General features: G+C 67.2%; 14 protein-coding genes. 8 read left to right on the top strand and 6 right to left on the bottom strand.

Features of this window, described 5'->3' with window-relative positions; translation table 11 throughout:
- Nucleotides 1-309: cell division protein FtsB (gene ftsB / locus ACYP5B_RS32455; RefSeq protein ID WP_459572362.1), on the top strand; the 309-nt coding region annotated here is incomplete at its 5' end.
- Between the two features lie 107 nt (nt 310-416).
- Here the strand turns inward: ftsB and ACYP5B_RS32460 are convergent.
- The 3 genes from ACYP5B_RS32460 to ACYP5B_RS32470 all read right to left on the bottom strand — a co-directional run bounded on the left by ACYP5B_RS32460 (nt 417) and on the right by ACYP5B_RS32470 (nt 2,525).
- The gene (locus tag ACYP5B_RS32460; RefSeq protein ID WP_400095670.1) at nt 417-812 is read right to left on the bottom strand and encodes a hypothetical protein; all 396 of its coding nucleotides are present in this window, start codon (nt 810-812) and stop codon (nt 417-419) included.
- A gap of 112 nt (nt 813-924) precedes the next feature.
- Nucleotides 925-1,953, bottom strand: a complete 1,029-nt coding sequence (gene hslO / locus ACYP5B_RS32465; RefSeq protein ID WP_400095668.1) for an Hsp33 family molecular chaperone HslO — start codon at nt 1,951-1,953, stop codon at nt 925-927.
- 47 nt (nt 1,954-2,000) lie between these two features.
- Entirely contained in the window at nt 2,001-2,525 is a 525-nt protein-coding gene (locus tag ACYP5B_RS32470; RefSeq protein ID WP_459572363.1) for a gamma carbonic anhydrase family protein, read from the bottom strand.
- 126 nt (nt 2,526-2,651) lie between these two features.
- On the opposite strand from ACYP5B_RS32470, the gene ACYP5B_RS32475 reads away from it, so the two are divergent.
- Nucleotides 2,652-3,539, top strand: a complete 888-nt coding sequence (locus ACYP5B_RS32475; protein WP_459572364.1) for a ferritin-like domain-containing protein — start codon at nt 2,652-2,654, stop codon at nt 3,537-3,539.
- Here ACYP5B_RS32475 and ACYP5B_RS32480 read toward each other — a convergent pair.
- Both ACYP5B_RS32480 and ACYP5B_RS32485 read right to left on the bottom strand, forming a co-directional pair.
- Entirely contained in the window at nt 3,533-3,892 is a 360-nt protein-coding gene (locus ACYP5B_RS32480; protein WP_459572365.1) for a hypothetical protein, read from the bottom strand. The genes ACYP5B_RS32475 and ACYP5B_RS32480 overlap by 7 nt on opposite strands.
- 412 nt (nt 3,893-4,304) lie before the next feature.
- Nucleotides 4,305-6,038 (bottom strand): acyl-CoA synthetase, encoded by a 1,734-nt coding sequence (locus ACYP5B_RS32485; protein ID WP_459572366.1) that lies wholly within the window; start codon nt 6,036-6,038, stop codon nt 4,305-4,307.
- A gap of 170 nt (nt 6,039-6,208) precedes the next feature.
- Between ACYP5B_RS32485 and ACYP5B_RS32490 the strand changes: the two genes are divergently transcribed.
- The gene (locus ACYP5B_RS32490; protein WP_459572367.1) at nt 6,209-7,102 is read left to right on the top strand and encodes an alpha/beta fold hydrolase; all 894 of its coding nucleotides are present in this window, start codon (nt 6,209-6,211) and stop codon (nt 7,100-7,102) included.
- A 28-nt stretch (nt 7,103-7,130) separates the two neighbouring features.
- Here the strand turns inward: ACYP5B_RS32490 and ACYP5B_RS32495 are convergent, their stop codons facing one another.
- Nucleotides 7,131-8,243 carry an NAD(P)/FAD-dependent oxidoreductase gene (locus ACYP5B_RS32495; RefSeq protein WP_400095660.1) on the bottom strand — a complete coding sequence of 371 codons (1,113 nt, stop codon included), beginning with the start codon at nt 8,241-8,243 and terminating at the stop codon, nt 7,131-7,133.
- Nucleotides 8,244-8,457: 214 nt separating this feature from the next.
- Here ACYP5B_RS32495 and ACYP5B_RS32500 point away from each other — a divergent pair, with 214 nt between their 5' ends.
- The 5 genes from ACYP5B_RS32500 (at nt 8,458) to ACYP5B_RS32520 (ending at nt 12,666) form a co-directional block, all read left to right on the top strand.
- Nucleotides 8,458-9,303 (top strand): 3',5'-nucleoside bisphosphate phosphatase, encoded by an 846-nt coding sequence (locus tag ACYP5B_RS32500; protein WP_459572368.1) that lies wholly within the window; start codon nt 8,458-8,460, stop codon nt 9,301-9,303.
- A gap of 141 nt (nt 9,304-9,444) precedes the next feature.
- On the top strand, nt 9,445-10,068 hold the full coding sequence (locus tag ACYP5B_RS32505; RefSeq protein ID WP_267606633.1) for an L-threonylcarbamoyladenylate synthase: 624 nt from the start codon (nt 9,445-9,447) through the stop codon (nt 10,066-10,068).
- Between the two features lie 48 nt (nt 10,069-10,116).
- Nucleotides 10,117-10,782, top strand: a complete 666-nt coding sequence (locus ACYP5B_RS32510) for a site-2 protease family protein (protein WP_400095656.1) — start codon at nt 10,117-10,119, stop codon at nt 10,780-10,782.
- Between the two features lie 88 nt (nt 10,783-10,870).
- A complete protein-coding gene (locus tag ACYP5B_RS32515; protein ID WP_400095655.1) occupies nt 10,871-12,073 on the top strand; it encodes a tryptophan--tRNA ligase in 1,203 nt (400 codons plus the stop codon).
- Nucleotides 12,070-12,666 (top strand): class I SAM-dependent methyltransferase, encoded by a 597-nt coding sequence (locus ACYP5B_RS32520; RefSeq protein ID WP_459572369.1) that lies wholly within the window; start codon nt 12,070-12,072, stop codon nt 12,664-12,666. Before ACYP5B_RS32515 ends, ACYP5B_RS32520 begins: the two co-directional genes overlap by 4 nt.
- Nucleotides 12,667-12,755: the final 89 nt, after the last annotated feature.

Here is a 12,755-nt window from a genome sequence, read left to right on the forward strand (position 1 = left end):
CTGTTGCTCGCCATCCAGTATCCCTTATGGCTGGGCAAGGGCGGCTGGCTGCGTGTGTGGGATATGGACAAGCAGGTGCAGGAACAGAGCGCGCACAACCAGGCGCTCAAGCTGCGCAATGCCAAGCTGGAAGGGGAAGTGAAGGACCTGCAGGATGGCACCGGGGCCATTGAAGAGCGTGCCCGCTACGAGCTGGGCATGGTCAAGGATGGCGAGGTGTTCGTGCAGTTCGTGGCGCCGGCCCCCAAGGTCAGCGCCACGCCGCCGCTGCCGCCTCCGGCGAACTCCCCGGCATTCAATCGCCATTGACTGGCGTCAGCCTCGATCGGTAGCGGGCGCCCGCCCCCTCTCCCACGGAGGGGAGAGGGAGCAAACACCGTCGTCATTTCAGTCGGTTTTGGCGCATTCCCGCAAGCTCACCACCAGTACGGGTAGCCGCCCCAACCCCGGTAGTATCCCGGGCTGCTGAAGCCAACCCCGCCGCCCCAGTGGCCACCTCCCCATCCGCCGTAATACAGGTTCCAGCTTGGCGAAGGATAGCCATAGGTTGCGGCCCGCGCCATGGCCTCCGCCTGTTGCTGGCGGGCAATCGCGGCCTCCTGCTCGCGCAGCACCTGGCGGTTCAGCGCATCGATCTTCTGGATATCTTCTGCGGTGACGGGAGGCGGCGGCACGCCATTGGGCGCCAGGCGGGCAGTCGGCGGCGAGCCGTTGATGTCGCGCGGCAACTGGGCGCAGCCGCCGCAGGCCAGGACGGTGCCTAGAAGCAGGGCGCTGATCGTGGCGCACGGGTGAGAAGGCAAAGCGGGCATGATGACTCCCTGACTCTGGTGGGTCGCTGACGCTTGGACCCCGGCGCAGGGCAGAAAGGTTCCTGCCGCTGCGCCTGGTGTCGTCGCTTGCATCGTCCGCCGGCGCTGCCGCTCAGTGCTGCTGGCCCGCGCCGTCGCCGGCGCCGGTAGCCACGGGGACCGGCGTGAACAGCTGCGCGCAGTCGACCGGGTCGAAGTGGTATTGCTGGCCGCAGAAATCGCACTGGATTTCCACTTCGCCGCGTTCCACCAGGATGTCTTCAATCTCCACGCGGCCCAGGTTCTGCAGCATGCCCGCCACCTTGGCGCGCGAGCACGAGCACTGGAAGTGCGGGGTCAGCGGCTCGAACACACGCAGGCCGGTGGCTTCCAGGTCTTCCCAGAACAGGCGGCGCAGCAAGGTATCCGGCGTCTCGGCCAGCAGTTCGGCGTCCTTCAGCGTGGCGCCGAGCTGGCAGGCACGGTCCCAGGTGTCGAGATCCTGCGCGCGGCCGCTTTCCCCTAGCGGTGCACCGGTTTCGCCGACTTCCGCGGGCGGGCGTTCGGCGTGGCCTTCCAGCGTGCCGCCGTAGGACGGCAGCTTTTGCAGCAGCATGCCCGCGGCGATCTTGTCGTCGGCGGCCAGCCACAGCCGCGTGTCGAGCTGCTCGGACGTCTGCATATAGTGCTCGAGCACGGCGGTCATGGATGCCATCGGGCCATGCTTGTCGGCCAGCGGCACGATGCTTTGGTAAGGCTGCTGCCCGGGGAGCTTGTCCTGCGGGTCCAGCGTGATGGCGAAGCGGCCGTGGCCGCTGACGTTGACGAGATCCGCCAGCGTAGCGTCGTCGGCCAGCGTCACGCCTTCGGCGAGCTTGGCGGTTGCGCGCATCGACAGGTCGGACAGACACTCCACCACCAGCATGCGCACCGGGCCGTCGCCGTGTACTTGCATCACCAGCGCGCCGTTGAACTTCAGGTTGGCTGAAAGCAGGGCGGCGGCCGACATCATTTCGCCCAGTAGCCGGCGCACCGGCGTGGGGTAATGATTGCGGCGCAGCACTTCTTGCCAGGTGGCCTGCATGCGTACCAGCTCGCCGCGCACGGGGGCCGCGTCGAACAGGAATTTCTGCAGGGTGTCAGGGGTGGTGGTGTCAGTCACGATGATCCGTCGGTAAATCGGTGCCGCTGGCGCGGCGCCTTGGTCGCTTAGTCGATGCGTTTGAGTTGCGTCTTGTACATGGCCTGGCGCGTGGCGTAGGTCTCGGCATTGCGATACAGGTTGGCCACGTCCTGCTCGGTGAGCTCGCGTACCACCTTGGCCGGCGCGCCGAGGATCAGCGAGCGGTCCGGGAAGACCTTGCCTTCCGTGACGACGGCGCCGGCGCCGACCAGGCACTCCTTGCCGATCACGGCACGGTTCAGGATCACCGCCTGGATGCCGATCAGCGAGCCTTCGCCCACCGTGCAGCCGTGCAGCATGGCCTGGTGGCCGATCGAGACCTTGTCGCCGATGGTCAGCGGGCAGCCGGGGTCGGTATGGAGCACGGTGCCTTCCTGCACATTGCTGGACTCACCCACCACGATCGGCTCGTTGTCGCCACGGATCACCACGCCTGGCCAAACGCTGGAACGTGCCTTAAGCGTCACATTACCGATGATGGTGGCCTCCGGCGCCACGTAGGCATCCGGATCGATGGTGGGGGCAACGTCGCCGAGCTGGTAAAGCGCCATGGGGTCTCCTGCACAAGTTCGTATGGGTATATGGGGTTTGCCGCCAGGCTTTAAAGGGTGCGGGGCGGGGGTGCGACTGCGCGGTCCGCGGCACCCTACAATGGCGGCAACCCGGATTTTACGCTTATGCCAGCAAACCTTCCTGATCCCGATGCCTGCGGCGCGCCGCTTGCTGCACCTGAGCTGCCGCGCGGCTTCGCATCCCTGTCCTTGCGCCGCCAGGCGCTTGCCATCCTGTGCCTGAGCGATGCGCACCATAAGGCCGCCGCCACGCGCTGGATGCGGCAGGCGGTCGCCGCCGTGACGCCAGAGGCGCTCGGCATCGATGAGTCGATCCTGGCCGAGCTGCCGGTACCGGGCCGGCCGCCACTGCCCGAACTGGTGCCTCCGCAAAGGGTGGAACGGCGGCGCTCCATCCATACGCCGGCCGGCCGCGCGGCGCTGATCCACGCGCTTGCGCATATCGAGTTCAATGCCATCAACCTGGCACTGGATGCGATCTGGCGCTTTGGCGGGATGCCGCCGGCCTTCTACGTGGACTGGCTGCGCGTGGCCGACGAAGAAGCGCTGCACTTCAGCCTGCTGGCGGGGCACCTGGCCACGCTGGGCGCGCGTTACGGCGACTTGCCCGCGCACAACAGCCTGTGGGAAATGGCGGACAAGACCGCTGGCGACGTGCTGGCACGCATGGCGCTGGTGCCGCGCACCCTGGAGGCGCGGGGGCTGGACGCCTCGCCGCCGGTGCGGGCCAAGCTGGCCGCGGCCGGCGATCATGACGCCGCCGCCATCATCGACATCATCCTGCGCGATGAGGTTGGCCACGTGGCGATCGGCAACCACTGGTATCGCTGGCTATGCGCGGGCCGTGGCCTCGACCCTGTCGCCACCTACGCAGAACTTGCCGAGCGCTACCAGGCGCCGCGCCTGCGCCCGCCTTTCAACCTGGCGGCGCGGCGCGCGGCGGGCTTCGACGAGATCGAGCTGGCCTTGCTGGAAGGGCAGGCGGCTCAGTAATAGTCGGCCATCAAGACGATGCCTTGCCGGCTGCTGCCGGGATCGTTGCCTTTCATGAACTGCACGGCCTGGACGGATGTCCGTGCAGTCTTCAGGATGGCCACCTTGCCGGGCACCGGCGGCAGCGCGGCGAATTCCGCGGAATGGCTGCCGTTCGCCGGACAACTCACCGAGGGGGTTCCGCTCGCGCTCATCTGTGCGGTGCAGGACGGCGCCACGATGGCTCCCTGGAAGATGATGACGCCATCCGCGGCCCACGCGCAGACGGATAGCGCTGCACTCGCCAGGACGAGAGGCAGGCGCCTTGCGAGTTGTTGGGCGGCGCAGTGGCCGGTGCGTGCAAACGTGCTCATCGTGACCCCCTGTTCAGCATCGAGTTGAAGCGCGTTAGGAAATTTCTGCGCGCTCTTTGGGAATTTTATTTCCAATAATCAGAAAAAATATTCACGCTAATCTGAATTTTCCTAGACATATTTTTGCACTATTCTGTCTGGTCAGATTGGCGCTGATAGGTGTATTGAGCGCGGCAGAGAGCGGTCATGCATAGGAATATTCCTAGTTTGAAAGGGGATCTGGTTTGTTTTCAGGGTTTTTATAAGAACATTCTTATAAATATTCCTGGAATTTTGAATTGCCATAGGCGACTCCCCGGGCCTGGCGTTGCATGTCCTTGCTAACGTCAGATTCGGGGAATACTTGACCGGGGGGAGGGGGCGATGAAAGGCGATAGGCGGGCGGCAGCCTTGCGGCCGCGCCCGCGCCAGGCTACGGGCGCGTAGCGGTATTGCGCTTGGCTTCCATCTCGCGCAGCAGGCGGCGCTGGATCTTGCCGGTGGTGGTCATCGGCAACTGCGCGATGAACTCGATGGCCTTGGGATATTCATACGGCGCAAGTTGGCCGCGCACATGCTGCTGCAGCTCGGCAACCAGCGCGGCGTCGGCTTGCGCCGAACGCGCGACCGATGGCACCAGCACGATGAACGCCTTGACCACCGCGCCGCGCTCCGGGTCCGGCGAGGGCACCACCGCGCAGTTCGACACGGCGGGATGCTTGAGCAGGCAGTTCTCGATCTCGCTCGGGCCGATGCGGTAGCCTGAGGATTTGAAGACATCGTCGGCGCGCCCCTGATACCACAGGTAGCCGTCTTCGTCGATGCGCGCCAGGTCGCCCGTGCGGCACCAGCGCAGCCCGTCACGCTCCAGGTACTTGCCGGCAGTGGCGTCCTCGTTGCGCCAGTAGCCGAGGAAGAACACGGGGTCGGGGTGGCCGTGGACGTCGGTGCTGCACACGGCCACCTCGCCGTCCTCGCCCGCCGCGCAGGGCTTGCCCTCGTCGTCGACCACGGCGATGCGGTGGCCGGGGTAGGGCCGGCCCATCGAGCCCGGGCGCGCCGGCCAGCCTAGCTGGCCATCGTCGTTCTGCGCGGTGCAGTTGCCCACGATGTAGTTGATCTCGGTCTGGCCGAACATTTCGTTGACGACCACGCCGAGCGCGTCGCGGCACCAGGCGAACACGGTTTCCCCCACGGCTTCGCCCGCGCTCATCAGCGCGCGCAGGTGCAACTGATAGTGCTCGCGCGGCGCGGGGCAGGCCTTCATCATCTGCTTGAGCGCGGTGGGAAACAGGAAGGTATTGGTGACGCGATAGCGCTCCATCAGCGCGAAGGCGGTTTGCGCGGAGAACCTGCCCTGGTAGCCCACGATGGTCTTGCCGAAATACAGCGTGGGCATCAGCGCATCCCACAGCCCGCCGGTCCAGGCCCAGTCGGCCGGGCTCCAGAACACGTCGCCGGCTCGGGGAAACCAGTTTTGCGAACAGACGAAGCCGGTGAGATTGCCGATCAGCGCGCGGTGCGGGATCAGGGCGCCCTTGGGCTGGCCGGTGGTGCCGCTGGTGTAGATCAGCACCGCGGCCTCGTCAGCCTTGGTTTCCACGGCGGTGAATTCAGGCAGTTCCGCGGCGAGCATCACGTCCCAGTCATGCTCCGCGCGGCCCACGGCAGCGCCGACGCCGATCACCGAGGCCAGGGCGGGGCACTGCGCGCGCGCGGCCAGCAGGTTGTCGATCGAGGATTCGTCGGCGATGGCCACGCTGGCCTCGCTGTGCTGGAGGCGGTAGGCCAGCGCCTCCGGGCCGAACAGCATCGACAAGGGCATGGCAATGGCGCCGAGCTGGTAGATCGCCATGTGCGCAATCACCGTCTCGATGCGCTGGGGCATGACGATGCCGACGCGGTCGCCGCGTGCCACCCCCAGCGTGCGCAGCGCTCGCGAGAGGCGATCGGCCTCGGCCTGGATGAAGGCGTAGCTGTAGCTGGCGCGGCGCCCGTCCTCATGCTCGGTGTGGACCGCGATGCGGTCCATCGTGGCGGGGTCGCGTGCCCAGCGGCCGCAGCATGCGTCGGCCAGGTTGAATAACTCGGGCACATGCCAGTGGAATTGCGTGTAGAGCGCGGGATAATCGTCGCGCCGGCTTGCTGGCAGGGCGGGTGCGGCCATGCTGGGTCTCCTGGGTTGCGCTCGCTTTGCGCCGGAGGCGGGCCGGGATGTGGGCCCGCCGGCTTGCCGCTATAATCCGCAAACGAACGATCGTTCTATTTTTAGGCTTCCCCGTTGTCGCGGGTGAAAGCGTCCGCCACGATCAGGGAAAAGGCACCCGGGGAGACACCATGACAATAAGAGAAACCTCGCGCTCGGAATTTATCACGTTGCGCGGCCTCAACATGCACGTGCGCCATTGGGGCGAGCCCGGCGCGCCCCCCTTGTTCCTGCTGCACGGCTGGATGGACGTGGCGGCCTCGTTCCAGTTCATGGTGGACGCGCTGGAACGCGAGTGGCACGTGATCGCCCCGGACTGGCGCGGCTTTGGCCAGACCGACTGGCCCACGCGCTATCCCGGCACGGAGTCCTACTGGTTTCCCGACTATGTCGCCGATCTCGAGGCCGTGCTCGACCACTACCAGCCGGACGCGCCGGTGAACCTGGTGGGGCATAGCATGGGCGCCAACGTGGCCTGCTTTTATGCTGGCATCCGTCCCGAGCGGGTGCGCCGCGTGGTCGACCTGGAGGGATTTGGCATGACGGGCACGCGCGCCGAGCAAGCGCCCGGTCGCTATGCGCGCTGGCTCGATGAGTTGCGCCAGCGCCAGCCGCTGCGGTCCTATGACAGCGTGGGGGCGGTGGCGGCACGGCTGCAGAAGACCAACCCGCGCCTGCCCGATGACCGCGCAGCTTTCCTGGCTGAGCACTGGTCAGCGCGCAATGCGGATGGCCGTTGGGAGATCCTGGGCGATGCCGCGCACAAGATGGTCAACCCGGTCCTGTACCGGCTCGACGAGGTGATGGCGATCTGGGCGCAGGCCACCGCGCCGGTGCTGCATGTGGAAGCGCGCAATTCGCAGACGCTCAGCCATATCGCAAAGGGGCAGCCGCTGGAGGCGTTCAAGCAGCGCTTCAAGGCGTTCCGCGATTTCCGCGAGGCCGTTGTCGATGACGCCGGCCACATGCTCCATCACGACCAGCCGCGGATGGTTGCCGGTCTGGTGGAGTCCTTCTGCGCCTGAAGCTGCGCGGCTGTCGCTGCTGACGCGCTCAGGCGTGCGTCAGCTTTTCCTTGAGCGTGGCGTTGTTGCTGGTGTGGACATGGACCAGCGCCTTTTCGGGGAAGGCGTAGTGATACGCGCGCCGCAGCGCCAGCGCGGCCTCGTGGAAGCCCGACAGGATGAGCTTTTGCTTGTTGGGGTAGAAGGCGATGTCGCCCGCGGCGAAAATGCCGCGCCGGGATGTTTCGTAGGTGGTGGTATCCACCATGATGCGCCCGGCGTGCATGTCGAGGTCCCATTGGGCGATCGGGCCGGGCTCGGAGACCAGGCCGTACAGCGCCACGAGTTCGTCGGCGGGCAGGCTGATGGTGTCGTCGCGGGTACGGATGTCGACGCTGGCCAGGGTGTCGCCCTCGGTCTTGATCGCGCCCAGCATGCCCACCACGAAGTCCATCTCGCCGGCGGCGACGGCCGCGCGCATCTCGGCTACCGTGCCGTCGGCCGCGCGAAAGGCTTCCCGGCGATGCAGCAGCGTGACGCGCGCGGCGGTCTTGCGCAGCGCCAGCGCCCAGTCCAGGGCGGAGTCTCCGCCGCCGGCCACCACCACGCGCTTGCCCTTGAAGCGCGCGGTATCGCGCACGGCGTAGTGCAGGTGGCGGTCTTCCAGCGCAGCAGCCTCGGGCAGCGCCACGCGCTGCGGGGCGAAGGCGCCGGCGCCGGAGCACACCAGCACCGCGGCCACGTCGAAGCGCCTGCCGGTGTCGGTTGTGACCAGCAGGCGGTGCGCGTGCTCATGGCCGGCCGCGGCGTGATGTTCGCGCGGGATCTCGGTCAGTCCGTTGGCGCGCTCGTTGAAATGCATGGGAAAGGCGAACGGCGCGCATTGCTCGAGCAGGCGGTCGACCAGGTCCTGCGCCAGGCAGCCGGGCACCGCGGGGATGTCGTAGATCGGCTTTTCCGGATAGAGCTCGGTGCACTGGCCGCCGGCGCGGTCCAGCACGTCGATGAGCTCGCACTTCAGCCCCAGCACGCCCGCCTGGAAAGCGGCGAACAGGCCGACCGGGCCGGCGCCGACGATCAGCACATCGGTGCGGATCACGTCGGTCGGGACGGTTGGGGGGCGGGCATCGGGCGTGGCGGAAGCAGGGGCTTGGGTCGGCATGGCTTGGCAGGCGGCGCGCGCGGCGGCGCCAGGCAGGAGGGTCGTCAGGCCCCAACTATACCGCGCAGGGCCGGGCCGGCCGCCTACGCCAGCGTTGGCGGCAGGGCTATCGGCGCGAATGTGTGGGCCAGCCCACGCGGCGCGCATTGGCGCGGGATTAAAGTCGGATTGAAGTTGGATTAACGTGGAATTATCGCGAGAGTAGAATAGACGTATGCAAAATTCACACGCAATCAACGCAGATCTGCATTGCCATTCCACGGTTTCCGACGGCATGTTGTCCCCCGAGGAGGTTGCCGCGCGCGCACACGCCGGCGGCGTGGCGTTCTGGGCGCTGACGGACCATGACGAGGTCAAGGGCCAGGCCAGGGCGCGGGCCGCGGCCGAGGCGCTCGGCATGCGCTACGTGCCCGGGGTGGAGATCTCGGTGACGTGGGCCGGCCAGACCGTGCATATCGTTGGCTTGCAGATCGATCCCGACTGCCAGGTGCTGGTCAATGGCCTGGCCGCCACGCGCTCCGGGCGCGCCGCCAGGGCGCAGGACATCGGCGAGGCGCTGGCCGCGATCGGCATCGAGGGCGCCTATGAGGGCGCGCTGCGCCATGTCGGCAATCCCGACCTGATCTCCCGCACCCATTTCGCGCGCTGGCTGGTGGAGCAAGAGCGGTGCAAGACCATCAGCGAGGTGTTCGACGATTACCTCGGCGAAGGCTGTCCGGGCTATGTCGGGCACCGCTGGGCCAAACTGTCCGATGCGGTGAAGTGGATCCAGGCCGCCGGCGGCATTCCGGTGATGGCGCACCCGGGCCGCTACAACTACACGCAACTCCAGCACGATGCGCTGTTCGACGAGTTCAAGCAGCTCGGCGGGGCGGCGGTCGAGGTGGTCACCGGCAGCCATACGCCGGAGCAGTACCGCCAATATGCCAATGTCGCGCATCACTACGGCCTGCTGGCCTCGCGCGGCTCGGACTTCCATGGGCCGGGCGAGGGACGGATCGAGCTGGGCTCGCTGCCGCCGCTGCCGTCGTCGGTCACCCCGGTCTGGCATGACTGGTAAGCCGCGCCGGCCACTGCCCGCCCGGCGCCAAGGCCGCCCGAATCCGCCATGCGCTCCCTTCGCATCTCCCCATCGCAGAACCGGCCCGGTGTGCGCGCGGCGTTTGCGCGGATCCCGCGGCTGGCCGCCCCAGGCCCGCACATGTCCCAATACTTCGAAATCCATCCGCTCAACCCGCAATCCCGCCTGATCAAGCAGGCCGCGCAGATCATCGGGCAGGGCGGGCTGATTGCCTTGCCCACCGACTCCAGCTACGCGCTGGCCTGCCGGCTCGACGACAAGGCCGCGGTGGAGCGGCTGCGCCGCCTGCGCGGGATCGACGACAAGCACCATCTGACCCTGATGTGCAGCGACTTGTCAGAGCTCGGCAACTTCGCGCGGGTGGACAACCGGCAGTACCGCTGGCTCAAGGGCGCCACGCCCGGGCCCTATGTCTTCATCCTCGAGGCCACCAAGGAAGTGCCGCGCCGGCTCTCGCATCCCGCCCGCAAGACCATCGGCGTGCGGGTGCCCGACCATCCCATCCCGCTGGCGCTGCTGGCCGAAGTGGGCGAGCCGCTGATTTCGGCCACCCTGCAGCTGCCGGGAGACGAAGCCCCGCTCAACGAACCGGAAGTGATCCGTGCCCGGCTGGAAAAGCTGCTGGAACTGGTGATCTGCGGCGGTGCCGCGCCGGCGCAGCCGACCACGGTGATCGACCTGACCGCCGGCGAGCCCGAGCTGGTGCGCCAGGGGGGCGGCGATATCGAACGTTTCGGCCTCTGATTGCCACCGAACAGTCGCTTTGCCGCGGTCCCGGTACAATAGCGACCCATGGATTCTTCCCTGATTCAGACCCTAGCGGTCTACGCCCTGCCGGTCCTGTTCGCCATCACGCTGCATGAGGCCGCGCACGGCTACGTGGCCAAGCTGTTCGGCGACAACACCGCCTACTCGATGGGCCGCGTCAGCCTTAACCCGGCGCGCCATATCGATCCCATCGGCACCATCGCGGTGCCGCTGCTGCTCTATTTCATGACCAGCGGCCAGTTCGTCTTCGGCTACGCCAAGCCAGTGCCGGTCGCCTTCGACCACCTGCGCAATCCGCGTTGGCATGGCATGTGGGTGGCGCTGGCGGGCCCGGGCAGCAATGTGCTGCAGGCCTTCCTGTGGGCGCTGATGGCGGTCGGCCTGGTGGTGGCCAGGGTGCAGGAGCCCTTCTTCACCCAGATGGCGCAGGCCGGCGTGCTGGTCAACCTGGTGATGGCTGCGTTCAACCTGTTCCCCGTGCCGCCGCTCGACGGCGGCCGCGTGCTGACTGCGCTGTTGCCGCAGCGGATCGCGCATGCGGTGTCGCGCATCGAGCCCTACGGCATCTTCGTGGTGCTGGCGCTGGTGGCGGCTGGCGTGATCACCAAAGTGTGGATGCAGCCGGTGATGGGGGCGCTCAGAAGCCTGGTGCTGCTGATGCTGCAACCCATCCTGGCGCTGGTGCAGTAGGCCGCGCCACGGCGCCGGCGCCCATGGCGGCGCCGAGGTCGAATACGAGTACCCGTACCTGCACCGACTCCCACAAATACAGATAGACATGTTCCCCGATCGCGTTCTTTCCGGCATGCGGCCTACCGGCGCGCTGCACCTGGGTCACTATCACGGCGTACTCAAGAACTGGGTCCAGCTCCAGGCCGAATATCCCTGTTTCTTCTTCGTGGCAGACTGGCATGCGCTCACCACGCACTATGAATCGCCGGAGGTGATCGGCGAATCGGTGTGGGAGATGCTGATCGACTGGCTCGCCGCCGGCGTCGATCCCGAGCGCGCCACGCTGTTTATCCAGAGCCGCGTGCCCGAGCATGCCGAGCTGTTCCTGCTGCTGTCGATGGGCACGCCGCTGGGCTGGCTGGAGCGGGTGCCGACCTACAAGGACCAGATCGAGAAGCTCAAGGACAAGGATCTCTCCACCTACGGCTTTCTTGGCTATCCGCTGCTGCAGGCCGCCGATATCCTGATCTACCGCGCCGGCCGCGTGCCGGTGGGCGAGGACCAGGTGCCGCACGTGGAGATCACGCGCGAGATCGCGCGCCGCTTCAACTATCTGTACGGGCGCCAGCCGGACTTCGAGGCGCAGGCGCAGGAAGCCGCCAAAAAGCTGGGCGGCAAGCGCACCAAGGCTTATCTGGAACTGCGCCGCGCCTATCAGGAACAGGGCAAGGCGGAGGCGCTGGAAGAGGGCGGCGCGCTGGTGGCGCAGTCGCAGAGCCTGGCCGCCGAAGACCGTGAATTGCTGCTGGGCTACCTGGGCGGCTCGCGCAAGACCATCCTGGTCGAGCCGCAGGCGCTGCTGACCGCGGCATCGCGCATGCCCGGGCTGGACGGCCAGAAGATGTCGAAGTCCTATGGCAACACCATCCGCATGCGCGAGGACAAGGCGTCGGTGGAAAAGAAGGTGCGCACCATGCCAACCGATCCAGCCCGCGTGCGCCGCACCGATGCCGGCGAGCCGGCGCGTTGCCCGGTGTGGCAACTGCACCAGGTCTATACGGATGCGCCCACCCGCGAGTGGGTCGAGAAGGGATGCCGCAGCGCCGGCATCGGCTGCATCGAATGCAAGCAGCCGGTGATCGAGGGCATCCTGCGCGAGCAGCAGCCCCTGCTCGAGCGGGCGCAAAAATACATGGACGATCCCGTGCTGCTGCGCGCCATCGTCGACCACGGCTGCGACCAGGCCAGGCGGGTGGCGCGCGAGACGATGCGCGACGTGCGTGCCGTCATGGGCCTGGGGTACCGGTGAGCACGGCGGCGGGCCTCCCCCACGCGCCGCTGGGCGCGCCGTCGCCGTGGGTGACGCGCTGGGCACATCTGGTGCGCCCTGGCGGCCGCGTGCTCGACCTGGCCTGTGGCAACGGCCGCCACGCCACCTGGTTCGCGCGCCGCGGCCATGTGGTGCTGGGCGTCGATCGCGATGCGGCGGCATTGGACGCGCTGGCGGCATTGCCCGAAGGCGTCGCCACGCGCCCGGCCGACCTGGAGCAGGGCGCGTGGCCGCTTGCGGACGAGCCGGGTTTCGACGCGATCGTGGTCACAAATTACCTGCACAGGCCTCTTTGGCCGCATTTGTTCGCTGCGCTGGCGCCCGGCGGCGTGCTTCTTTACGAAACCTTCGCGGCCGGCAACGAGACCGTGGGCAAGCCTTCGAACCCTGATTTCTTGCTGCAGCCGGGCGAGTTGCTGGATGCCGTGCGCGGCATCTTGCGGGTGGTTGCCTTCGAAGATGGTATGCTGGAAGTGCCTAAAACTGCCTTTGTGCAGCGTATTTGCGCGATTCGCGAAGAATCAGGCAAAACGGGCGGCCGAGCGCCGCCGCGGTATCCTTTGCCGGGCTGAAGTGCGGCCCCGGTTATGTGCGGGCCCGGTCGGCGAGACCTGGGCTTCACGCGTTGAACTGCCTTGGGTTTTCCCCGGTCGAAGGTGCG

Source organism: Cupriavidus sp. 8B, from assembly GCF_054589115.1.